18 protein-coding genes, 2 pseudogenes and 1 riboswitch are annotated in these 22,055 nt (G+C 73.7%); of the genes and pseudogenes, 13 read left to right on the top strand and 7 right to left on the bottom strand.

The annotated features are described in order from the left end of the window. The first annotated feature begins 35 nt into the window (after window positions 1-35). The 9 genes from QFZ71_RS00945 to QFZ71_RS00905 all read left to right on the top strand — a co-directional run bounded on the left by QFZ71_RS00945 (window position 36) and on the right by QFZ71_RS00905 (window position 10,420). Window positions 36-968: a carbohydrate kinase gene (locus QFZ71_RS00945; protein ID WP_307666324.1), complete on the top strand. Its 933-nt coding sequence runs from the start codon at window positions 36-38 to the stop codon at window positions 966-968. A 180-nt stretch (window positions 969-1,148) separates the two neighbouring features. Beyond that, window positions 1,149-2,183: a beta-ketoacyl-ACP synthase 3 gene (locus tag QFZ71_RS00940; protein WP_307666323.1), complete on the top strand. Its 1,035-nt coding sequence runs from the start codon at window positions 1,149-1,151 to the stop codon at window positions 2,181-2,183. Then, a complete protein-coding gene (locus QFZ71_RS00935; RefSeq protein WP_307666322.1) occupies window positions 2,167-3,420 on the top strand; it encodes a beta-ketoacyl-[acyl-carrier-protein] synthase family protein in 1,254 nt (417 codons plus the stop codon). Before QFZ71_RS00940 ends, QFZ71_RS00935 begins: the two co-directional genes overlap by 17 nt. A 74-nt stretch (window positions 3,421-3,494) precedes the next feature. Then, the gene (locus QFZ71_RS00930; RefSeq protein WP_307671304.1) at window positions 3,495-5,507 is read left to right on the top strand and encodes an acyl-CoA dehydrogenase; all 2,013 of its coding nucleotides are present in this window, start codon (window positions 3,495-3,497) and stop codon (window positions 5,505-5,507) included. A 102-nt stretch (window positions 5,508-5,609) separates the two neighbouring features. Beyond that, entirely contained in the window at window positions 5,610-5,885 is a 276-nt protein-coding gene (locus tag QFZ71_RS00925; RefSeq protein ID WP_307666321.1) for an acyl carrier protein, read from the top strand. Continuing rightward, window positions 5,882-7,108, top strand: coding sequence for a beta-ketoacyl synthase (locus QFZ71_RS00920; RefSeq protein WP_307666320.1), 1,227 nt, complete (start codon window positions 5,882-5,884; stop codon window positions 7,106-7,108). Before QFZ71_RS00925 ends, QFZ71_RS00920 begins: the two co-directional genes overlap by 4 nt. Before the next feature lie 151 nt (window positions 7,109-7,259). Next, window positions 7,260-7,447: riboswitch (cobalamin riboswitch) on the top strand. Window positions 7,448-7,506: 59 nt separating this feature from the next. After that, window positions 7,507-8,553: an ABC transporter substrate-binding protein gene (locus QFZ71_RS00915; protein ID WP_307666319.1), complete on the top strand. Its 1,047-nt coding sequence runs from the start codon at window positions 7,507-7,509 to the stop codon at window positions 8,551-8,553. Beyond that, window positions 8,550-9,644, top strand: coding sequence for a FecCD family ABC transporter permease (locus QFZ71_RS00910; RefSeq protein ID WP_373465065.1), 1,095 nt, complete (start codon window positions 8,550-8,552; stop codon window positions 9,642-9,644). The genes QFZ71_RS00915 and QFZ71_RS00910 overlap by 4 nt, the downstream gene beginning before the upstream one ends. Then, the gene (locus QFZ71_RS00905) at window positions 9,641-10,420 is read left to right on the top strand and encodes an ABC transporter ATP-binding protein (protein ID WP_307666317.1); all 780 of its coding nucleotides are present in this window, start codon (window positions 9,641-9,643) and stop codon (window positions 10,418-10,420) included. Before QFZ71_RS00910 ends, QFZ71_RS00905 begins: the two co-directional genes overlap by 4 nt. Window positions 10,421-10,519: 99 nt before the next feature. Here the strand turns inward: QFZ71_RS00905 and QFZ71_RS00900 are convergent, their stop codons facing one another. Next, entirely contained in the window at window positions 10,520-11,461 is a 942-nt protein-coding gene (locus tag QFZ71_RS00900) for a PRC and DUF2382 domain-containing protein (protein WP_307666316.1), read from the bottom strand. A 283-nt stretch (window positions 11,462-11,744) separates the two neighbouring features. Here QFZ71_RS00900 and QFZ71_RS00895 point away from each other — a divergent pair, with 283 nt between their 5' ends. Continuing rightward, window positions 11,745-12,455 (top strand): adenosylcobinamide amidohydrolase, encoded by a 711-nt coding sequence (locus QFZ71_RS00895; RefSeq protein WP_373465176.1) that lies wholly within the window; start codon window positions 11,745-11,747, stop codon window positions 12,453-12,455. 53 nt (window positions 12,456-12,508) lie between these two features. On the opposite strand, the gene QFZ71_RS00890 is transcribed toward QFZ71_RS00895, so the two are convergent. The 4 genes from QFZ71_RS00890 to QFZ71_RS00875 all read right to left on the bottom strand — a co-directional run bounded on the left by QFZ71_RS00890 (window position 12,509) and on the right by QFZ71_RS00875 (window position 17,559). After that, the gene (locus QFZ71_RS00890; protein WP_307666315.1) at window positions 12,509-13,762 is read right to left on the bottom strand and encodes a sulfite oxidase; all 1,254 of its coding nucleotides are present in this window, start codon (window positions 13,760-13,762) and stop codon (window positions 12,509-12,511) included. Next, window positions 13,759-15,018 (bottom strand): homoserine O-acetyltransferase, encoded by a 1,260-nt coding sequence (locus QFZ71_RS00885; RefSeq protein WP_307671301.1) that lies wholly within the window; start codon window positions 15,016-15,018, stop codon window positions 13,759-13,761. Before QFZ71_RS00885 ends, QFZ71_RS00890 begins: the two co-directional genes overlap by 4 nt. Next, window positions 15,015-16,376, bottom strand: a complete 1,362-nt coding sequence (locus tag QFZ71_RS00880; protein WP_307666314.1) for a bifunctional o-acetylhomoserine/o-acetylserine sulfhydrylase — start codon at window positions 16,374-16,376, stop codon at window positions 15,015-15,017. Before QFZ71_RS00880 ends, QFZ71_RS00885 begins: the two co-directional genes overlap by 4 nt. Before the next feature lie 292 nt (window positions 16,377-16,668). Beyond that, window positions 16,669-17,559, bottom strand: coding sequence for a SigB/SigF/SigG family RNA polymerase sigma factor (locus QFZ71_RS00875; RefSeq protein WP_307666313.1), 891 nt, complete (start codon window positions 17,557-17,559; stop codon window positions 16,669-16,671). A 565-nt stretch (window positions 17,560-18,124) separates the two neighbouring features. Between QFZ71_RS00875 and QFZ71_RS00870 the strand changes: the two genes are divergently transcribed. The 3 genes and pseudogenes from QFZ71_RS00870 to QFZ71_RS00860 form a co-directional block, all read left to right on the top strand. Next, window positions 18,125-18,901, top strand: a complete 777-nt coding sequence (locus QFZ71_RS00870; protein WP_307666312.1) for a GNAT family N-acetyltransferase — start codon at window positions 18,125-18,127, stop codon at window positions 18,899-18,901. An 82-nt stretch (window positions 18,902-18,983) separates the two neighbouring features. After that, window positions 18,984-19,088: pseudogene (locus QFZ71_RS00865) on the top strand (SDR family oxidoreductase); the annotation flags it as partial. An 86-nt stretch (window positions 19,089-19,174) separates the two neighbouring features. Next, window positions 19,175-19,312 (top strand): annotated as a pseudogene (locus QFZ71_RS00860) (NAD(P)-dependent alcohol dehydrogenase); the annotation flags it as partial. Window positions 19,313-19,536: 224 nt separating this feature from the next. Here QFZ71_RS00860 and QFZ71_RS00855 read toward each other — a convergent pair. Next, the gene (locus QFZ71_RS00855; RefSeq protein WP_307666311.1) at window positions 19,537-20,664 is read right to left on the bottom strand and encodes a serine hydrolase; all 1,128 of its coding nucleotides are present in this window, start codon (window positions 20,662-20,664) and stop codon (window positions 19,537-19,539) included. Between the two features lie 243 nt (window positions 20,665-20,907). After that, entirely contained in the window at window positions 20,908-22,011 is a 1,104-nt protein-coding gene (locus QFZ71_RS00850; protein ID WP_307671300.1) for an alpha/beta hydrolase family protein, read from the bottom strand. Between the last annotated feature and the right edge of the window lie 44 nt (window positions 22,012-22,055).

The following is a 22,055-nucleotide window of genomic DNA, read 5'->3' as shown; positions in this document are numbered from 1 at the left end:
GCCGCCCCACCACTCGCCCTTGAGGAGAACCGCCCATGCCCGACCACGGCGAACTGCTGGTCATCGGTGAATGCGTGGCCGACATCGTCCAACTCCCCGGAGAGGCCCCGCGTGTCCATCCGGGCGGCAGCCCCGCCAACGTCGCGTACGGCCTGGCCCGTCTCGGCCACCGCACCGTGCTGCTCACCCAGCTCGGCGCGGACGACAACGGGCGGCTCATCCGGGCGCACCTGGCCTCCGGCGGGGTCGACGTGCGCACCGACGGCTCCGCCACGGCCACGCCGTCGGCCGCCGTCACCCTCGACGCGGCCGGGCGGGCCACGTACGCCTTCGACGTCACCTGGGACCTCTCCCCGGTCGCCGTCGCCCCCGCGCCGGCCCATGTGCACACCGGGTCGATCGGGGCGGTGGCCGCGCCCGGATCGGCCACCGTCCTGGACCTCGTCCGCTCCGCCCGGCCCACCGCGACCGTCAGCTACGACCCCAATGTGCGGCCCGCCCTCATGGGCGACCGCGCGACGGCTGTACGCCGGGTCGAGGAGTGCGTGGCGCTGAGCGACCTGGTCAAGGCGAGCGACGAGGACCTGGAGTGGCTGTACCCGGGGGAGGAGCCGGACCGGATCGCGGAACGCTGGCTGGGGCTCGGCCCCGCCGCCGTGCTCGTGACGCGGGGAGGCGACGGGGCCCTGGCCCTCCTGCCCGGCGGCCCGATCCCGGTCGAGGCGCCGAGGGTCGAGGTCGCCGACACCGTCGGCGCGGGCGACGCCTTCATGTCGGGGACCCTCCACGCCCTCGCCGCGCACGGGCTGATCGGCGAAGGCGCGCGGGAACGGTTGCCCGCCGTGGACCGGGACACCGTCGTCGACGTCCTGCGCCACGCGGTCGCCTCCGCCGCCGTGACCGTCTCGCGGGCCGGGGCCAACCCGCCCGGCGCGCACGAGCTCCGCGACGCCCTCGCGCACAACTGACGCACCATCATGACCCGTTCGGCGCAGTCGAACGCATCCTCGTGAGACGTTCCGCCGTTCGTCAACCGGATGCAGTACGACAATGGATCGGGGCGACGGGTGGCGAGGAGACGGGCGGCCGGCAGCGGTACGGAGCCGGGAGCGCGGGCGGGCGTCTTAGCGGCAGGACCACGCACGGCGGTGCTGCAGAGCGTGGCGGGCTGGGTGCCGGGCGAGCCGGTCGCCAACGACCGGCTCCCCGCCGACTGGGAGGTCGACGACGCCTGGGTCCGCCGCCGGACCGGCATCGGCAGCCGGCACCGCGCCGGACCGGACGTCGCGACGGGCGACCTCGCCTACGAAGCGGCCGCCCGGCTGCTGGCCCGCGCCCCGGCGAGGGGCGAGGTGGACGCGGTGGTCCTCGCCACCGCCACCCCCGACCACCTCTGTCCGGGCACCGCCCCCGCGCTCGCGGCCCGCCTCGGGCTCGGCACCGTACCGGCCCTGGACATCGCCGCCGTGTGCAGCGGCTTCGTCTACGGCCTCGCCGTCTGCCACGGCCTGGTCGCCTCGGGGCTCTACGACCGCGTCCTGCTGGTGGGTGCCGACGTCTACTCGACCTGGCTCGACCCGGCCGACCGCTCGGCGGGCGTCGTCTTCGGCGACGGGGCGGGCGCCGCCCTCGTGGCGGCCGGGCTGCCCGGCGACCCCGGCGAACTGCTCGCGTTCGACCTGGGCAGCGACGGCACGGGCTACAGCCTGATCACCGTCCCCGGCGGCGGCGCACGGGAACGGGCGAGCGGCAAGCCGCCGGGCCCGGGCGACGCGTACTTCCGGATGCGGGGCGCCACCGTCTACCAGCACGCCGTCGAACGGATGACCGACTCCTGCCGGGCGCTCCTGGACCGGGTCGGCTGGGACCCGGCCGAGGTCGACCGCTTCGTGCCGCATCAGGCCAACGCCCGCATCCTGCGCGCCGTCGCGGAACGCGTCGGCATCGCCCCGCAGCGGTGCGTGACCCATCTGGAGCAGGTCGGCAACACCGGAGCCGCCTCCATCCCGCTGGCCCTGGCCGACGCGGCGGACGGGGGCCTGCTCCGCCCCGGCGACCGGGTGCTGCTCACCGCTTTCGGGGGCGGACTGACCTGGGGCTCGGCGGCACTCCGCTGGCCCGGGACCCCGCAGACCATGTGCACGGATTCGATGGAAGGAACACAGCATGTCGCTCCCCGCTGATCAGGCCGCCGAGGCCCGGACCGCCGCCGTCGCGGTGACGGGCGTCGGCCTGGTGACACCCGCAGGGGCGGACGAGCACAGCTTCTGGGAGGGACTGTGCTCCGGGCACTCCACCGCCCGGCGGTGCGACGAACTGGCCGGACTCCCGGTCGACTTCGCGTGTCCGGTCGACGGCATCGATCTGGACGCGGCGGTGGGCGGCCGGTCGGTGTGGCGGATGGCCCGGTTCGTGAAGCTGGCGCTGGTGGCCGCCCGGCAGGCCGTCGCCGACGCCGGCCTCGACCCGGTCCGGTGGGACGGCAGCCGGGTCGGCGTGGTCCTCGGCGTGGGCGTCGGCGGTGTCTCCGTCCTCGTCGACAACGCGGCCAGACTGGCGGCCTCGGGCCCCGACGCGGTCTCCCCGCTGCTGGTCCCCATGATGATCCCCAACGCGGCGGCGGGCGAGGTCGCCATCGCGCTCAAGGCCGGCGGCCCGAGCCTCGCCCCGGCCACCGCCTGCGCCTCCGGGGCCACGGCCGTCGCCGTCGCCCGCGATCTGCTGCTGACCGGCGGCTGCGACGTGGTGGTGGCGGGCGGCGCGGAGGCGGTGCTGACCCCGCTGGTGGTCACCGCGTTCGCCCGGATGGGCGCGCTGTCCACCCGTGGCGGAGACCCGGCGGCCGCGTCCCGTCCGTTCGCCGCCGACCGGGACGGCTTCGTCATCGGTGAGGGCGCGGCCATGCTCGTCCTGGAGCGCGAGGAAGGCGTACGCGCCCGCGGGGGCCGCGCGCGCGCCCTGCTCACCGGGGCCGGCTCCAGCACGGACGCCCACCACCCCACCGCCCCGGCCCCCGACGGGTACGGTGCCCAGCGCGCCGTCCAGGCGGCCCTCGACCAGGCGGGCTGGGCGCCGGGCGATGTCGACCACATCAACGCCCACGGGACCTCCACGCCGCTCAACGACGCCATGGAGGCCACGCTCGTCTCCCGGCTCTTCCCGCACCGGCCGTCGGTCACCGCGCCCAAGGGCGTCCTCGGGCACACCCTGGCGGCGGCGGGCGCGATCGAGGCGGTGGCCACCGTGCTGACACTGGAGCGTTCCACCGTGCCGCCGATCGCCAACCTGGACGCGCTGCCCGATGCCTTCCCACTCGACTGTGTGACGAAGGAACCCCGCCACCAGCGGGTCGAGACCGCGCTCAGCCACTCCTTCGGCTTCGGCGGCCACAATGTCGCCCTCGCCTTCCAACGTGCCTGATATACGGGGGCATTTCAGGACGGCGAGGGGTGTCCTCGCCGTTCCTTGATCGTTACTGTGTTGTGACCGTACCCATGAATGACGCGGCCTCGCCGTCCACGAACGACCTGCTCACCACCGTGCTCTTCGGACCGAACTTCCGTCAGGAACACGGATTCTGGCGTCGCCTGCTGACAACAGAACCGTTTCGTCGCCCCGGTGGCGGCACCCCCGACGAACGACTCGCTCTCTCCTACCACCGGCTGCGCATCCTCAACAACGCGCTGGACAGCGGTGCGCGGGTGGCCGCCGACCCGCGCGCGCTGTCCGCCCTGCATGAATGGCTCGGCCCGGTCGACCCCGCCCTGACGACCGTGGCGGGCATCCACTACAACCTCTTCCTCGGCAGCCTCCTCGACCACGACGCGGGCACCTCGCGCGACCTGTCCGACTTCCTCGCCCTGCGCCGCGTGGGCACCTTCCTCTGTACGGAGGTGGCGCACGGCAACGACGCGGCGGCGATCGAGACGACCGCGACGTACGACCGTGAACGCGACGGCTTCGTGCTCCACACCCCCCATGCCGGGGCGCAGAAGTTCATGCCCAACACCAGCCCCGCCGGAGGCCCCAAGTCCGGTGTGGTGGCGGCCCGTCTGCTCGCCGACGGCACCGACCACGGGGTCTTCCTCTTCCTCGCCCCGCTCACCGACGCCCACCGCGCCCTGCCGGGGGTGCGGGTGCGGCGGCTGCCCGCCCGGATGGGGTCCCCGGTCGACCACTGCCTGACCTCCTTCGACCGCTGCTTCGTCCCGCGCGGGGCGCTGCTCGCCGGGCAGCAGGGGCGGATCGGCGACGACGGCCGGTTCCGCAGTGACGTACCCAACCGCAGAAGGCGGTTCCTCGCCTCCATCGGGCGGGTCACCCCCGGCAAGCTCTCCATGAGCGCCTGCGCGGTCGGCTCCGCGCGGGTCACCCTGGCCATCGCCGTCCGGTACGCCGGACACCGGATGATCTCCGCGTCCCGCGCCGCCCGGCAGGTCCCGGTGTACGCGCACCGCACCCACCACGGGCCGCTGGCCGGGGCGATGGCCACCGTCTACGCGATGAGCCTGCTGCACCGCAGGGCCCTGGACCGCTGGGAGTCGGCCCCGGAGGCCGACCGGGACGAGGCGGAGCGCCTGGTCGCCGTCGCCAAGGGGTGGATCACCTGGCGGGCGCGTGACGTCATCGTCGAATGCCGTGAGCGCTGCGGCGCCCAGGGGCTGTTGGAGAACAACGGGATGACCGAGCTGTTCACCGGCATCGAGGGCGCCATCACCGCCGAGGGCGACAACCTCGCCGTGCACGCCAAGGCCGCCGCCGAGATGCTGTTCAGCGCCACCGAACGGGAGGCCGTCGAGGGCGACGGCCCCGGAGACCCGGGAGACCCCGCCTTCCTCGGCAGCCTGTTCGGGGCGGTGGAGGACCTCTGGTTCGCCCGTGCCCGCGCGCGGATGAGCGCCGCCCCGCCCGGCGACCCGCTCGGCCGCTGGAACGCCGCCTCCCCGGCCGCGCTGCGCGGTGTCGAGGCCCACGCCTACCGGCAGGCGGACGAGGCGTACGCCGAGGCCGCGGCCCGGCTGCCCGAGGGCGAGGCGCGCGAACGCCTCACCGAGCTGCGGCGGCTCTTCGCGCTCCGGTGGATCGACCGCAACAGCGGTGACCTGCTCGCCGCCGGACGGCTGACCGCCGATCAGGTCACCTCGCTCCCCGACGCGATGGAGGAGGCGGTCGCCGTGGTGGCCGAGCACACCCCCTCGCTGGTGGCGACCTTCGCGCTTCCCGAGCGCCTGATGTCGGACTGGCCCATCGCCGGCCCCCGCTACGCCGACGTCTACGACGACCCCGAGGGCCCCTGGCACCGGGGCCGCAGGGCCGGAGCCCGCAGCCGGGCGGGGGAGTTCCGCCGGCCCGTCTGCGGCAGCAGGAGGCGACCGCTGCGGGAGAAGGTCGCGGCGCTCGGTACCCGAGGGGTGCTGATGGCGTATTGGGGGACCGCGTCGGTGCTCGCCCGATGGTTCGAGAAGCCGCAGGTGAGCGCTGACGAATCGGTTCACCCGAAGGCGTAACCGGAATATCTTCATCCAGTTATTTCGGGCGGTGGGCCATCGCGTTCCCCACCCCCGGCAGCAAACCGCTCCACCCAACGAACGCCGACGAGAGGAATCACCATGACGACCATCCACCCCAAGATCACCGAGGTGCTGACCGGGACGTTCAAGGTGCCCGCCGCCGAGGTCCTGCCGGAGTCCACCATGGACAGCCTGGAGATGGACTCCCTCGCGGTCGCCGAGTTCGCCGTCATCATCAAGGAGACCCTGGGCGTCACCGCCGACTCCGAGAAGCTCTACAAGGACGCCACGCTGGCCGACATCACCGCGTACATCGACGCGGCCGTCGGCAGCATGGAGGCCGAAGCGACGGTGCCGGTGAGCAACACCCGATGAAGCGACCCGCCATCGCCGTCACCGGGCTGGGAATGATCACCCCGGTCGGCCACACCACCGACACCACCTGGGACGGAGTCCGCGCCGGCGTCTCGCCCGCCGCGACCGTTCCCGAACTCCGGGGCTGCGCGGTCGACTTCGCCTGCACGGTCTCCGGCATCGACCTCGACGACGCCGTCGGCGGCCGGACCGCCTTCCGGATGGGCCGGTACGTCAAGTTCGCCCTCCTGGCCGCCCGCGAGGCGGTCGCCGACGCCGGGCTCGACCCCGCGCAGTGGGACGGCGCCCGGGTCGCCGTCGTCGTCGGCACCAGCAGCGGAGGATCCGCCGGGCTCACCGAACAGGCCGTCGCGCTGGACCGGCGAGGCCCCGAGGCCACCTCTCCCTCGGGCATCCTGCTGACCATCCCGAGCATGCCCGCGGCCGAGATCGCCATCGACATGAAGGCCACCGGCCCCAGCCTCGCCCCCTGCACGGCCTGTTCGTCGGGGGTGACCGCGCTCTCGGTCGCACGGGACATGCTGACGCTCGGCCACTGCGACATCGCCATCGCCGGGGCCACCGAGTCGATCGTCTTCCCGGTCGCCATGACCGGCTTCGGCCGCTCCGGCGCGGCGGCACCGCGGGACGGCGACCCCGCCCGGCTCTGCCGCCCCTTCGCCGCCGACCGGGCCGGGCTCGTCATGGGCGAGGGCGCCGCCGTCATGGTCCTGGAACGGGCCGAGGACGCCCGGTCCAGAGGAGCCGCCCCTCGAGCGCTGATCGCCGGCACGGGCGCCACCACGGACGCCCACCACCCCACCAGCCCCCACCCTTCCGGGGCGGTCGCGCGGGAAGCCGTCGACGCGGCGCTGCGCGACGCGGGCTGGCAGGCCGGAGACGTCGACCACGTCAACGCGCACGGGACGTCGACCCCCCTCAACGACGCCACCGAAGCCGCGCTCATCAGCCGGGCCTACCCGCACCGGCCGCCCGTCACCGCCCCCAAGGGCGTCCTGGGCCACTGCATGGGAGCGGCCGGCGCCATCGAGGCGGGCCTGACGATTCTCACGCTCCAGCACGGGGTGATCCCGCCGATCGCGAACCTGGACGCCCCCGAGCCCGGATTCGACATCGACTGCGTCACCAAGGCCCCGCGCGTGACACCCGTACGGCGGGCCGTCAGCCATTCCTTCGGCTTCGGCGGCCAGAACGCGGTGATCGCCCTCCAGGCCGCCCCCTGACCTCGGGATTCCGTGCCGCTCGGACCGGGTGAACCACGGGTTCCGGCACCCCGGCGGAGCCCTCCACGGGCCGGTGCGGCGGGCCGATCCCACGCCGCACCGGCCCCGCGCACCGGCTGGTCGCACCGTCCCTGGTCCGGGCGAAGGCGCGTGATAGCTTGCCGGGGCCAGTCGAACCCCAGCGACGGGGTCAGGGAATCCGGTGCGAACCCGGAACTGACGCGCAGCGGTGAGGGGGACGGGCGGGGCCACGGCCACTGGAGCGCACCCGCGCTCCGGGAAGGCGTCCCGCCCGGACGAACCCGAGTCCGAAGACCTGCTGGCGCCCGCGCCCGTACCCGGGCGCGGGAACCGTACGACGGGCTCCGCGACAGGGCCCAGAGACACCGAGGTCCTTCGTGCTGCCCACAGCCACCTCCGCCCCGATACGTACCGCCGCCCTGTTCGCGGCGGGCCTGCTCACGCTGACCGCCTGCGGCGGCCAGGGACCCGGCAGGAGCGACGAGAGCGGCAGGACCGCCGGGTTCCCGCTCACGCTCGAGAACTGCGGACGCACCGTCACCGTGCAGGCCCCGCCCGAGCGGGCCGTCTCCGTCGACCAGGGTTCGACCGAGATCCTGCTCTCCCTCGGCCTCGCCGACCGGCTCGCCGGTACCGCCACCTGGAGCGACCCGGTGATGAAGGGGCTGGAGAAGGCCAACGCGGGCGTCGAGCGGATAGCGGAGAACCGGCCGTCCTCGGAGAAGGTCCTCGACAAGGAGCCCGACTTCCTCTCCGCCTCGTTCGCCTCGACCCTCGCCAAGGGCGGCGTCGCCCCGCGCGAACAGTTCGAGAAGCTGGGCGTCCCGACCTACATCTCGCCCGCCGACTGCGTCGGCAAGGACAACAGCGGCGGCGGCGACGGAGCCCGCACCGCACCCCTGACGATGGACAGCGTCTACACCGAAGTACGCGAACTGGCCCAGGTGTTCGACGTTCCCGAACGCGGCGACGCCCTGGTGAAGAAGCTCCGCACCCGCGTGGACGAGGCCACCGACGGCATCGACGCCTCCGGTACCTCCCTCCTCTACTGGTTCTCCGACTCCAAGGCCCCCTACCTCGCGGGCTGCTGCGGCGCGCCCGGCGTCATCACCAGGGAACTCGGGGCCAAGAACGTCTTCGACGACACCCGCGACGAATGGCCCCAGATCAACTGGGAGACCGTCGCCGACCGCAACCCCGACGTCCTGGTCATCGGCGACCTCAGCCGCACGACGCAGACCGCCGAGAGCGCCCGGAAGAAGATCGAGTTCCTGGAGTCCGACCCGGTCACGAAGACGATGGACGCCGTCAGGAACCGCCGCTACGTACTCCTCAGCGGCCAGGCCATGAACCCCACCATCCGGACCGTCGAGGGACTGGAGCGCGTCGCGGCCGGACTGCGCGACTTCGGGCTCGCGGAGTGAGCGCGGACAGCCGTGCGGCCGAAGAGCGGGCCGACGCGCCGCCCGCCGCCACCCACCCCGACGGCCCCGCACGGATCGGTGCTCCGCTCGCCGTGCTGCTCTGGGGAGGCGGCCTGCTCCTCCTCCTGGCCTCCGTCGCGGTCGCCGTCACCATCGGGCCCGCCCGGATCTCCGTCCCCGACGTCCGCTCCACCGTCGCCGCGCACCTCGGGCTCGGCGCGAGTGACCTCAGCCCGATCCGGGACGGCATCGTCTGGAACCTCCGCATGCCGCGCACCCTCCTCGCCGCCGTGTGCGGCGCCGGACTCGCGGTGTGCGGCACGGTGATGCAGTCGCTGCTGCGCAATCCGCTCGCCGACCCCTTCGTCCTCGGCGTCTCCTCCGGCGCCTCCACCGGGGCGGTCGTGGTGGTCGTCCTCGGGGTCGGCGGGGGAGCGGTGTCGCTGTCGGCCGGGGCGTTCACCGGGGCTCTCCTCTCCTTCGCCCTGGTGCTGTCGCTCAGCCACACCCTCGGCGGCTCCACCGACCGCGTCGTCCTCTCCGGCGTCGCCGCGATGCAGCTCTTCTCCGCCCTCACCTCCTTCGTCGTGATGACCTCCGCCGACGCCGAGCAGACCCGCGGGGTGCTGTTCTGGCTCCTCGGCTCGCTCAGCGGCGTCGGCTGGAGCGAGGTCGCCCTGTGCTCCGCCGTGCTCGCCGTCTGCCTGGTGATCTGCCTGGCCCACGCCCGCACGCTCGACGCCTTCGCCTTCGGGCAGGACGCCGCCGCCGCGCTCGGCGTGAACGTCGCCCGCACCCGGACCGTGCTGCTGTGCACCACCGCCCTGCTGACCGCCGCCCTGGTCAGCGCCGCCGGGGCGATCGGCTTCGTCGGCCTGGTCCTGCCGCACGCCGCCCGCGCCCTCACCGGCTCCGGGCACCGGCGACTCCTCCCGGTCACCGCGCTCGCCGGGGCGGTCTTCCTGGTCTGGGTCGACACCCTCGCCCGGACCGTCCTCGACCCGCAGGAGGTACCGGTCGGCGTCGTCACCGCGCTGATCGGCGTCCCCGCCTTCGTCCTCGTCCTGTACCGCACCCGGAGCACCTCATGAGCGCTTCCACGGGCCTGCGCGCCGAGCGCGTCGGCCGGGAGGCGGGCGGCCGGCTCATCCTCGACGGCGTCGCCATCACCCCGCCGCCCGGCTCCACCGTCGGGCTCCTCGGCCCCAACGGCTCCGGCAAGTCCACCCTGCTGCGGATCCTCGCGGGCCTCCTCGCCCCGGACACCGGTGTCGTCACCCTGGACGGCGACCCCCTCGCCGGTCTCGGCCGCCGCACCGTCGCCCGCCGGATCGCCGTCGTCGACCAGCACGCGGTCACCCACGTCGACCTCAGCGTCCTGGACGTCGTCCGCCTCGGCCGCATCCCGCACCGGCGCGCCTGGTCCGCCCCGGACCGCACCGACGAGGACGCCGTCGCCGACGCGCTGCGGCGCACCGGGCTCACGGATCGCGCCGGGCAGTCCTGGCACACCCTGTCCGGCGGCGAACGCCAGCGCGTCCAGATCGCCCGCGCCCTCGCCCAGCGGCCCCGCGAACTCCTCCTGGACGAGCCGACGAACCACCTCGACATCCAGCACCAGCTGGACCTGCTCACCCTGGTCGCCGACCTCCCCGTCACCAGCGTCGTCGCGCTGCACGACCTGAACCTGGCCGCGATGTTCTGCGACCGGATCACCGTGATGAAGGCCGGCCGGGTCGTCGCCGGAGGCACCCCGGCCGAGGTCATCACCGAGGGGCTCATCAGGGACGTCTACGGAGTGCGGGCGGTCGTCACCCCGGACGGTCCCGACGGCCGCCCCTCGGTACGTTTTCTGCCCCGCCGCTGATCGCGAACGACACCGGACAGCCCGCCGGGCGGACCCGTTGCGGGCCCGCCCGGCGGCCGAGGACATGGGAGCGGCCTGTCGGCCACCGAGGAGGTCCGGTCAGCGGCGTCGCCCCTGGCCGAACTCGCCGCCGGCGTCCTTGCCGGTGCCCGTGTCCGTCCCGTCCGCGTAGTCGATCCTCTCCTTGCGGACCTCGGCGGAGACCTCCTTCTGCTCGGTCACCCGGTCGGTCTCCAGCCGGACCCGCTCCACCGGCACGGTCTCCTTGCGTACGGTGGCGCGTTCCGCGTGCAGCGTGACCTCGACGTCCTGCTCGCCGAAGTCCGTGGTCCCGGCGGTCCTGTCACCGGGACGGAGCGGTTCGCGGACCACGCGGACCTCTTCGTGGGAGACGGGCACCGACCGGGTGACCTCCTCGGTCACCACGTACTTGTGCAGCCGGGCCCGGCCGCTCTCGTACTCCTCGGTGCCGACGTGCAGCTGCTCCTCGGAGCGGATCAGCTCCTCCTTGCCGCTCATGCCGGCCGCGCGGGACGTCCCAGCCCCGGCGCCCGCCAGCGGGCGTGCCGTGGTGGAGGCGTCCGTGTCGCGGTGCTTGCCCGCTCCCGCTCCCGTCATGCCCGCGGCTCCCTTCGTCCCCGCGGCGCCCATCGCCCCGGTTCCGGCGGCGGTCGGCGCGTCCATGCCCTGCGACCGCTCCCCGCCGAGGTTGCCGGACTTCCTGGCCAGGCCGTAGTGCCGGTACAGCTCCTCCTCCTCGGCCACGGAGAGGTGCGCGTCCGCGTCCACCCGGGGCGCGTCCTTGACGCTCTCCTTGGGATGGGCGACGTGCAGGTCGGAGCCCACCCGACGGGCTCCGGCGAGCGGAACGAAACTCTCCTTCATGCCGAACAGGCCGGTCTTGACCGTGACCCAGTCGGGCTTGCCGGTGTCGTCGTCGACGTACACCCGGCCCACGCTGCCGACCTTCTCACCGTCGTTGTCGTACACGGTCAGACCGTCGAGCTCTCCGGAATCCGTGAAACCGTCAGCGGCTCCCATAACCGATTCCTCCTCTCGGGCACGCCCTGTGGGTGGCTCCACCAGAGGTGGCGCGTCCGGATTCCATCGCGCCCCACCCGCATGGCCGGTGCAACCGGCCGCCCGCCCGGATCGAGACCCCGAAAGCGCGCTCCCGGCCGTGGGCCTTCCCACGGCCGGGATCGAACCGCCCCGCAACGCGTTACGCCGATCGGGTGAACGGCCGGGCTCCGCGTAGGATCGGCGGATCAGGGCCGCCGGAGCGCGGACCACCACCGAACCGCCGAGCCACCAGGGGTGCGCCATCTCCTCCGTACGCCTCCGGCCGCCCGCCCGACGCGGCGGACCGCGCGCGGAACTCCACGACCGGCACGAGGACGGGCACCGCCTCCACCACCTGCTGTGGCGGCTGGGGCCGGGCTTCCGGGTCTGCAGCAGCGCGGTCCTCGGCGGCGGCATCGGTCCCCGGTCCTGGGTTCTCAACGCCCAGGTCCCCGGCGGCTATCCGCGCCTCGACCCGGACCGCCACCTCGCCGAGATCGCTGCCGCGGAAGGGCTCACCGGGGCGGGCGCGGGGCTGATGACGGCCGCCGAGGTCGCCGCGTACACGACCGCTCACGACGGCGGCGTCACGGCGACCGTCACCACGGGGCTCGGCGTACGGGGCTGGGCTGCGGTCCCGGAGACCGCCCCCCGGCCCGCCGGCGCCTCCTCGCGCGTCCCGGTGGCTCCGTTCCGGCCCGGCACGGTGAACATCGTGCTCACGGTGCCCGTGCCGCTCTCCGACGCCGCCCTCGTCAACGCCGTCGCCACCGCCACCGAGGCCAAGGTCCAGGCCCTCCTCGACGCCGGGCTCGACTGCTCGGGAACCCCCACGGACGCCGTCTGCGTGGCCGCCCCCGAACCGGGCCCCGAGGGCGGCGAGCCCTTCGCGGGGCCCCGTTCACCCTGGGGCGCGAGGATCGCCCGCTCCGTGCACACCGCCGTCCTGGCCGGGGCCCGCCGGGCACCGTGACGGGGCGGCTCGGACCGCCGTCACGGTGCCCCGATGTCGCCGGGTGGCAGAGGTCAGTTCACCACCACGGGGTGACGCACCACCGCGTCGAACAGATAGCCCTGCGTGTTGTGCGCGGTGGCCACCGGCTGCGTACGCCCCGAACGGTCCGTCGCCCGCGCCAGCAGCACGGCGGGTCCCCGCTCCCTCGGCACCCAGTCGGCCGTCCAGCGCACCCAGCTCGCGGCCCGTGGTTCGTCCCGCAGCCGGGCCTTCCGCCAGCGCACACCCTCGTCCGTGCTGACCTCGACGGTCCGCACGGGGGCCCCGCCCGACCAGGAACGCCCCGTCAGCGGTGCCCGCCGGTGGACGGGGAACGCGGCGCCCGGGGCCAGCTCGAAGGCGCTCTTGAGCGTCTGCCGGGTCAGCGGCGCGCTTCCCTCGGGTGGGTGCCCGGGGCCGAACAGGCGGTAGAGGCCCGTGTTCCACGGCGTGAGCAGCGGCTCGGCGCTGACCTCGATGTCACCGACCCACTTGATGCTGGCGATGCCCACCCAGGACGGCACGATCAGCCGCACCGGGCTGCCGTGGTCGGGCGGCAGCGGTTCGCCGTTCATCTCGTACGCGAGCAGTACGTCCTCCAGTGCCTTCGCCACCGGCAGCGGACGGCGCACCCGGCCCAGGTTCACCCCGTCGGTGACGACCTCGGCGTCCAGCCCGCGCGGCAGCACGTCCACCGCGTGCCGGCCTGTTCCCGCCCGGCGCAGCACGTCGGCCAGCCGCACCCCCCGCCAGCGCGCCGTCCCGATCGCACCGAGCGTCCAGGCGGTGCCGCCGACCGCCTGGCCCTGCTGCGAGGTGAAGAAGCTGCGTCCGTTGCCCGCGCACTCGACGAACGCCGTGCGCGTCACCGCCGGCAGCTCCAGCAGATCGGTGAGGGCGAACTCCACCGGCCCGCCCCGCAGCCCGTCGCCCCATACCGTCAGCCTCCAGGCCGCCCGGTCGATGAGCGGAGTGGCGGTGTGGTTGCGGACGAAGAACCGGTCGGCCGGGGTGAGCGGCCCGGTGCCCCGCAGTGCGGCGAAGTTCGTCTCCGCGTTGGTGCCGCGCAGCGTGAACAGCTCCGGCGGCAGCGGCTTGACCACTCCGGGCAGCCCGTCCGCCGCCCGGGCGGGGGCGGCGACCGAGGCCAGCGGCACGGCGGCCGAGGCCGCCGCGATCAGCTTCAGCAGATCGCGGCGCTCGATCCCGGCGGAGCGCGCCCGTCCCTCGGACCACTGCCGCATCCGTATCCGGTCGTAGGCGTCCTCGGTCGGAACCGGGCTCATGGAAGCTCCTCGTGGGTCAGATGGGGAAACGCGTGGTTCGGGTGGGAGGAAGAGGGCGACGAGGGAGCGGTGGGAACTGGTGGGGCCTGCCGCGGCAGGCCCGTCCGCGCGAGCAACTCGCGTACGAGCGCGCCCACCTGCTCCGTCTCGACGAGGAACCCGTCGTGCCCGCAGGGCGAGGCGATGGTGTGCGCACCGTCGGCCCCCGGCAGCAGCGCGGCCAGGCGCTCCTGTTGCGCCGGTGGGTACAGCCGGTCCGAGTCGACCCCGGCCACCAGGGCGGGCAGCTCCGCCCGGCGCAGGGCGCGGGCGATCCCGCCCCGGCCCCGGCCGACGTCGTGCCCGTTCATCGCCTCGGTGAGTGCCACATAGCTCCCGGCGTCGAACCGGCGCACCAGCTTGTCCGCGTGGTGGTCGAGGTAGGACTCCACCCGGTAGCGGCCGCCGCGCGGCGGTTCCTCGCCGGGTTGCGCCTCCCGGCCGAAGCGGGCGGCCAGTTCGGGTTCGCTCCGGTAGGTGATGTGGGCGATGCGGCGGGCCTGGCCCAGGCCCCGGTGCGGGCCGTCGCCCGGGGCCGCCCGGTGGTAGTCGCCGCCCCGCCAGCGCGGGTCCGAGCGGATCGCGCCGACCTGTACCGAACCCCACGCGATCTGCTCGGCGGACGCGGCCGCCGGGGCGGCGAGCACGAGCAGCGCACCGGTGCGCCCGGGCCTGCTCACCGCCCACTCCAGGGCCCGCATGCCTCCCATCGAGCCGCCGACAACGGCCGCCCACCGGTCGATGCCCAGCACATCGGCGAGCGCCGCCTCCGCCGCCACCTGGTCCCGCACGCTCAGATACGGGAACCGGGACCCCCACGGCACGCCGTCGGGGCCGGGGGAGGAGGGGCCGGTACTGCCCTGGCAGCCGCCCAGGACATTGGGCGCGACGACGTACCACCGGTCGGTGTCGAGCGCCCGGCCCGGACCGACGAGCGCGTCCCACCAGCCGGGCGTCGGATGGCCCGGACCGGCGGGACCGGCCGCGTGGCTGTCGCCCGTCAGCGCGTGCAGCAGCAGCACGGCGTTCGATCCGTCCACGGCCCGCCGCCCCCAGGTCTCGTACGCCAGGCACACCCCCGGAAGCCGGGCGCCGGACTCCAGGGGCAGCGGGTCCCCGATCACCGCCCAGCGGCGACGACCGGGCGGATCCCCTTCCCGCCGGCCGCCGGAGGCAGGCGGGAGAGGGAGCGTGCGGTGCGGGGGCAGACGGTTCAGGACGCCGCCTTCGCCGCCCGGAAGCCCGCCTCCAGGTCGGCCTTGAGATCGTCCACGTTCTCCAGCCCCACCGACAGCCGCACCAGGCCGGGGGTGGCGCCGGTGGCGATCAGCTGCTCCTCGGTGAGCTGGCTGTGCGTGGTGGAGGCCGGATGGATGATCAGGCTCCGTACGTCCCCGATGTTGGCGAGGTGGCTGAACAGCTCGACGGCGTCCACGAACCGCCGGCCCGCCTCGGCCCCGCCCGTCAGCTCGAAGGCCAGCACGGCCCCGGCCCCACGCGGCAGATAGCGCTGCCCGGCCTCGTACCAGCGGTTCGACTCCAGCCCCGCGTAGTGCACGGCCGCCACCTCGTCGCGCCGCTCCAGCCAGCGCGCCAGCTCCAGCGCATTGGAGGTGTGCCGCTCCAGCCGCAGGCTCAGCGTCTCGACGCCCTGGAGCAGCAGGAACGCGGAATGCGGTGAGAGGGCGGGCCCCAGGTCGCGCAGCAACTGCACCCGGAGCTTCACGGCGAACGCGCTCGGGCCGAGGTCGGGCCAGTAACGCAGCCCGTGGTAGCTCGGATCGGGCTCGTGGAACTCGGGGAAGCGCTCGGGATGCGCCCCGAAGTCGAACGTGCCGGCGTCCACGACCACCCCGCCGATCGTCGTGCCGTGGCCGCCGAGGAACTTGGTCGCGGAGTGGACCACGACGTCCGCGCCGTGCTCGATCGGCCGCAGCAGGAAGGGGGTCGGCACGGTGTTGTCGACGATGAGCGGAACCCCGGCCTCGTGCGCGGTGTCGGCGACGGCCCGGACGTCCAGCACGTCACCGCGCGGGTTGCCGAGCGTCTCGGCGAAGAACGCCTTCGTGTCGGGGCGGACCGCCGCCCGCCACGCCGCCAGGTCCTCGGGGTCCTCGACGAACGTCACCTCGACGCCGAAGCGCGGGAGCGTGTGCCGGAAGAGGTTGTACGTCCCGCCGTAGAGCGACGGGGAGGAGACGATGTGGTCCCCGGCCCCGGCCAGCGTCAGGATCGCCAGGGTCTCGGCGGCCTGCCCCGAGGCCAGCGCGACGGCCGCCACCCCGCCCTCCAGCGCGGCGATGCGCTGCTCCAGAACGTCCTGGGTGGGGTTGTGGATGCGGGTGTAGATGTTGCCCGGCGCGGCCAGCGAGAACACGTCGGCCGCGTGCTGCGTATCGCGGAAGACGAAGGACGTCGACTGGTAGATCGGCACCGCGCGGGCGCCGGTCGCCGGGTCGGGGACGGCGCCCGAGTGGATCTGCCTGGTCTCGAACGACCAGGCGGGGCCGGGGATCGGGCGGTCCTGGTCCTCGGGGGTGTGGCCTGCGGTGACGGAGTCGAGGGGCTGGCTCATGTGGTTCCTCGCACGGGGCGGTGACGGACTGAGTACGGAACGTAGGCCGCTGTTCCCCAGCCGGGGAAGTGTCTCGCCCGTCCGGCCACGAACCCGCAACGGCCCGTCACTTCCCGCAACACGACGGCAATGTGGGCGCAGCACTCGTCCGGCGACGGCCACGTCCCCCTCGGCGCTCCCACCGCACGGCGGCGGGAGGCGGCGCGTCCTCGCCGCCTCCCGCCTCCCGTCCGCTCACCGCCGCAGCGCGCCCCCCGTCACCGGCCGTCCGGCGGGTGGTGCGCGGTGCGGGTCACTCCTGGACGAGCATCCCGTTCCGCAGCTTGCCGAGCATCCGGCTCAGCAGCCGGGACACGTGCATCTGCGAGATGCCCAGCTCCGCGCCGATCTGCGCCTGGGTCATCTCCTGGCCGAAGCGCATGTCGATGATCCGGCGCTCCCGCTCGTCCAGTTCGTCCAGCAGGGGCGCGAGGGCGTGGAGGTTCTCCACGGTCTCCATGGCCGGGTCGGGGCTGCCCAGCACATCGGCGAAGGTCCGCGCGGCGCTCTGGCCGGTCCCGTTCTCCGCGGTGTCGGTCGGCATGTCCAGGGATCCCGCCGTGTAGCCGTTGGAAGCGACGATCCCCTCGGTGACCTCGGACTCCTCGATCCCCAGGGCTTCCGCCAGTTCCCGCACCGTGGGGTCCCGGTCGAGCTCGGCCGCCAGCGCCTCCTTCGCCTTGGCGAGATCGACCCGCAGTTCCTGGAGCCGTCGCGGCACGTGCACCGCCCAGCTCGTGTCGCGGAAGAACCGCTTGATCTCCCCGACGATGTACGGCACGGCGAACGAGGTGAACTCGACCTCCCGTGAGAGGTCGAAGCGGTCGATCGCCTTGATGAGCCCGATGGTGCCGACCTGGACGATGTCCTCCATGTCGCCGCTGCCGCGGTTGCGGAAGCGGTTGGCGGCGAACCGGACCAGGGACAGGTTCATCTCGATGAGGGTGTTGCGCGCGTACTGGTACTCGTGCGTGCCCTCCTCCAGGACCTGGAGCCGGTCGAAGAAGAGGCGCGAGAGGCGGCGCGCGTCCATCGGGGCGATCTTGCCGGCGTCCTCGATCCAGGGAAGGTCCTCGGTGGACCCCACGCCCCCCGTACCGGCCGTCCGCACGGACTGTGCGGTCTGCGAGGTCTGCACGGTCATGTCGCTTCACGCTCCCTGGTTCGAAGGTCTTCAGGGTTGTTCGCCTGCCCGGGGCCATGACTCTCATGCGTGCGAGAACGAGTTGATCTGCCGGCGCGGTGCGAGTCGGCCGTGAGGAGGACCCGTTCGCCGCTGAGAGGGCGTCATGGGAGGGGCGGGGGAGAGCCGCGGGGGAAGGGAGGCCGAAGCTCCGGGAGGGGCCGCGACAGGACCCCGGCGGAGCGCCGCAGCGCTCGAGGGGTGCGGAGAACCGCCCCACCGGTACGGGGGAGCCCGGTGGGGCGGTCGCCACCAGAGTGCCACAGCCGGGCGGCGGTTGGGGGTGGAGCGGCGCGTATCGGCCTAGGGATGAGTCGAATTGACCGCTCGCTCCCGCGGCACCGGGAGCGGGTGGCCGGTGCCCGGCGGCCGGGTGGCCGGGCTCCGGTGGTTACGGCGTGATGAACAGACGCGCCCCGTGGAATATCCGCACCGCCACGAGGCTTTCCGCCGCCGACGGGTGCGCCGCTTCGACCGCCGGGCACCCTCTGCCGAGAATCGCGCGCTGGACGGAACGAGGAAGACCATGTCCCGTAACGACACCCGGACCCTGGCCGACGCACCACCTCCGGCCGTTGCCCACCCCCCGCTCCACCCGCTGGACAACCCGGTCAGGTCCTCCCTGACCGGTCCGCATGCCCACTTCGCCGAGCGCCGGGGGCTGATCCTGCGCTATCCCCCCGACATCGCCTCCTGGGTCGCGCTCCCCGACACCCCGCAGGCCCCGGACTGGGCCGATGTCGCGGCGCTCGCCGGTCCGGGGACCCCCGTCGCCCTGGCCGCGTTCCAGGAAGCACCGCCGCCGGACTGGGAGATCGCCTTCCGGGCCGAAGGCGTCCAGCTCGTCGACGTATCGGTGGACGCCGCACCCGATCCGGAGGCTGTCCGCCTCGGGCCACGGGACGTGCCGGAGATGCTGGAGCTGGTGTCCCGCACCCGCCCCGGCCCCTTCCTTCCCCGCACCGTCGAGCTGGGCACGTACCTGGGCGTCCGTCGCGGCGGCGTCCTGGTGGCGATGGCGGGGGAGCGGCTGCACCCGCCGGGCTGGACGGAGATCAGCGGCGTCTGCACCGACGAGTCCGTACGGGGACTGGGGCTGGCGAGCCGCCTCGTCCGGGCGGTCGCGCACGGCATCCGGGAGCGCGGCGAGACGCCGTTCCTGCACGCGGCCGCCTCGAACACCGGAGCCGTCCGGCTCTACGAGTCGCTGGGCTTCCGGCTCCGCCGGCGTACGGAATTCCTCTCCGCGCTCGTTCCCGCCACCCTCCCGGCGGCGGACGGGACCCGCACGCCGCCGCGCTGACCGGCCCTCCGCGGGGCCGGGCGCCGGGCCCCGTCGTACGGGTGGCCGCCCGCCGGAAGCGCGAAGCAACGCGTCGGCCGAGACGGCCGAGGAGGTCGCCGAACCGGCCGCCTTCCTGCTCTCCGACCGGGCTTCCCTCATCCACGGCAGCTACCACCTGGTGGACGGCGGCTACTCGGCCCCCTGACCGGGGCCCCGAGTGGCGCGCGGGGGAGAGGGGGGCGACGAAGGAATCACGCGAGGGAAAGAGCAGGGAAAGAGCGAGGAGTCCCCATGAAGGCCCTCCAGTACCGAGCGGTCGGAGCCGCTCCCGAGAGGGTCACCGTCCCGGACCCCGAGCCCGGCCCGGTCCTGCTGAAGGTCACGGTGGCGGGCGTCTGCCACGCGGACATCGCCGTGATGAGCGGCCCGCCGACCGGATCCCTAAAAGCTCTTCAAGCGGCCCATCACCGCACTGCACGCGATCCGGCGGTTGCCCGCCCCACGCTTCTCGTCTGCCGCACGAACGTTTCCCTTCGTCGTCGGTGTGTACCCGGGGGCGGTCGCGAAGGAGCCCGACGCCGCAAGCGGACAGCGGCGTCGGGCTCCCTTGTCGCGACGGCCGAGTGGCCGGCCGGTCCCCGGGAATCGGCCTTCTAGCCCCGGTTCTCACACAGGGCCGTGTCCACCAGCGCAGCCAGCTTCGCGGTGGACGTGGTGCCGAGGAGGTAGGCGTTGGACATCGCGGACGCGTGCCGACCGTCCTTGGTGACCATGGTCTGGGTGAGGTAGCCGGGGACCCCGCCGTTGTGTCCCCACGCCTCGCCACCGCACGACAGGTTCATCTTGAGGATGCCCAGGCCGTAGCCGCCGCCTCCGAGGTCCCGCACCTTCTCGATCTCCGCCAGCGACGCCGGCGACACGACCTTGCCGGCGGTCAGCGCCGAGTAGAAGGAGCTGAGGTCCTCCATCGTGGAGACCATCGCTCCGGAGGCGCTGAAGATGGACGGATCGTAGGAGAAGGCCAGGCTCCAGAAGTAGAACGTGCCGACCCGGGCACCGTGGTAGCCGGGCACGGCCGGGGAGGGCAGGGCACGGTCGCCGGGGGCGGGGAAGACGGTGCGGTCCAGCCCGAGGGGTTCGATGATCCGGCGCGTGACGGCCTCGTGGACCGGCAGGCCCGTCACCTTCTCGATGAGCATGCCGAGGATCAGGTAGTTCGTGTTCGAGTACGTCCATCCGGCGCCCGGCGCGGAGACCGGTGCCCGCTTCAGACCTTCCCTCACGAGGGTGGCTGTGTTGTACGTGCCGTTCGGTTCGACCAGGGCGAAGGAGACCAGCGGGTCGTACCCCGCGATTCCACTGGTCTGCTGGAGCAGGTGCCTCACGGTGATGCGGGTGCCGTCATATCCGTTGCCGTTGACGGTGCCCGGCAGGTAGGTGTCGATGCTCGTGTCGAGAGCGACCTTTCCTTCGTCGACCAGTTGCAGGACGGTCGCCGCGGTGAACGTCTTGGTCTGACTGCCGATGCGGAAATGCTCGTCGGCCTGGATCGGCTTGGTGGTGTTGATCGTGCCGGTGCCGGCGGACAGTGTCCATGCGCCGGTGTTGTCGCCGGCGTACACCGCCGCGCCGGGGCCCGCGACGGACTGGAACGCCTTCAGCGCCGTGCGCGTGGCGGGGTGCTCGTCATTCGGGGCGGCGTGTGCCGTGGCCGTCGCCATCATGACGATCGCCGCCGCCGCGCCTATGACGGCCGGGAGCCGCCTGCTGCTGAGCTTCACTCTGTTCTCCTCGGTCTGGGAAGGATGGGCTGCCCCGCTCGGGGCGGCCCGGATGCCGGTCGCGGCTCCGCCGGACGGTGACGCTCCGGAAGCCGCGCCCGGTCGCAGGGCTCGTAGGACTGGCTTGGGGTGCCGTTGGAACGATTCGCGGTCGGCCGCCGGGGGAGACCGGGCCAGGGCGAGTGCCTGATCTGCGGCTGCCACAGCCCCCGCCCCGCCCCGCCGCGGCTCGGTGCGGGGCGATCAGCCGGCCGTGGCGAAGGCGGCTTCGAGGCGCGGGACGTAATCGGCGAAGGCGGGGGCCCAGCAGCCGTAGTTGTGACCGCCGTTGCAGCTCGGGGCCAGCGAGGCGCCGTTTCCGTAGTCGACGAGACGGCTCGGGATGCCGAGCCGGCCCAGGCGGTCGTGGACGGTCTTGGAGGCTGCCGCGGTGTGGACGTCGATGAGATCGTTGTTGCCGGTGTAGAGCGTGACACCGGTGTTGGACAGCTTGGCGAGGTTGGCGGGCGCGGCCGGATCGACCGCCTTCCACACCCGGTCGGCGTTGAAGACCGGGTACGGGGAGCCGAAGATCGCGTCGCTGTCCACGTAGGGACCGTGGCCGACGCAGGTGCCGTCCCCGGATCCGGACGAGCTGCTCGCCGCGCACCAGGCGCCTGAGAGGTTCAGCTCGGTGGCCAGGACGGCCCCGCGGATCTCCCACTTGCCGAAGTCGATGCCACCCGACAGAGCGGCCGCGTGGCCGAACAGGTCGGGCCGGGTCTGTGCGTAGTGAAGGGCGCCGAAGCCGCCCATGGACAGTCCGGCGACGGCCCGGTGGGCCCGGTCGGTGCGAGTCCGGAGATGGGCGTCGATGAACGGGACGACCTGGGTGAGATGGAAGGTCTCCCAGTTCGCGGCCCCCTCGGCCGTGTTCTGCATCAGCCAGTTCGCGTACCAGCCCTTCAGCCCGCCGTCCGGCACCACGGTGATCATCGAGTCCGAGTGCAGTGCGGGTGCGGCCGCGACATCGTCCACGTTGCCGCCGCCGCCGTGCAGGAAGTAGGTGACCGGCCAGCGCCGATCGGGGTCGGCGTCGTATCCGGCGGGAAGGAGGATGCGGATCTTGTGCTTCCCGGAGAGCTGCTTCGTGGTGACGGTGAGGGTGAAGTCGGTGGGGCTGTGCACCTCCGTGTCCTCGGACACCAGAGTCAGACCGTAGCCGTCGGTGAAGAGGGGGACGGCTGCGGCCGTGGACGCGGCGACGGCGGCCGGCGACGCGACGGCCGATGCGGTCGCGGCGCCGGTGCCTGTCAGAGCGGCGAGCGCGAGTGCCGCGCCGAACACGGTGAGGCGCAGGGGTGTCATCGGGGGCCCTTCGTCGAGGAGGCTCGCGACGGGGTGGACTGCCG

The sequence above is a fragment of the Streptomyces sp. V2I9 genome, assembly GCF_030817475.1.
Lineage (GTDB): Bacteria > Actinomycetota > Actinomycetes > Streptomycetales > Streptomycetaceae > Streptomyces.
This window is presented reverse-complemented; position numbering and strand designations above follow the sequence as displayed.

Bases quoted from the DNA above. Each gene is read 5' to 3' on its own strand.
- QFZ71_RS00900 (WP_307666316.1), bottom strand. From the start codon at position 11,461: ATGGGAGCCGCTGACGGTTTCACGGATTCCGGAGAGCTCGACGGTCTG.
- QFZ71_RS00850 (WP_307671300.1), bottom strand. From the start codon at position 22,011: ATGACACCCCTGCGCCTCACCGTGTTCGGCGCGGCACTCGCGCTCGCC.
- QFZ71_RS00920 (WP_307666320.1), top strand. From the start codon at position 5,882: ATGAAGCGACCCGCCATCGCCGTCACCGGGCTGGGAATGATCACCCCG.
- QFZ71_RS00870 (WP_307666312.1), top strand. From the start codon at position 18,125: ATGTCCCGTAACGACACCCGGACCCTGGCCGACGCACCACCTCCGGCC.
- QFZ71_RS00935 (WP_307666322.1), top strand. From the start codon at position 2,167: ATGTCGCTCCCCGCTGATCAGGCCGCCGAGGCCCGGACCGCCGCCGTC.
- QFZ71_RS00905 (WP_307666317.1), top strand. From the start codon at position 9,641: ATGAGCGCTTCCACGGGCCTGCGCGCCGAGCGCGTCGGCCGGGAGGCG.
- QFZ71_RS00880 (WP_307666314.1), bottom strand. From the start codon at position 16,376: ATGAGCCAGCCCCTCGACTCCGTCACCGCAGGCCACACCCCCGAGGAC.
- QFZ71_RS00875 (WP_307666313.1), bottom strand. From the start codon at position 17,559: ATGACCGTGCAGACCTCGCAGACCGCACAGTCCGTGCGGACGGCCGGT.
- QFZ71_RS00945 (WP_307666324.1), top strand. From the start codon at position 36: ATGCCCGACCACGGCGAACTGCTGGTCATCGGTGAATGCGTGGCCGAC.
- QFZ71_RS00890 (WP_307666315.1), bottom strand. From the start codon at position 13,762: ATGAGCCCGGTTCCGACCGAGGACGCCTACGACCGGATACGGATGCGG.
- QFZ71_RS00925 (WP_307666321.1), top strand. From the start codon at position 5,610: ATGACGACCATCCACCCCAAGATCACCGAGGTGCTGACCGGGACGTTC.
- QFZ71_RS00930 (WP_307671304.1), top strand. From the start codon at position 3,495: ATGAATGACGCGGCCTCGCCGTCCACGAACGACCTGCTCACCACCGTG.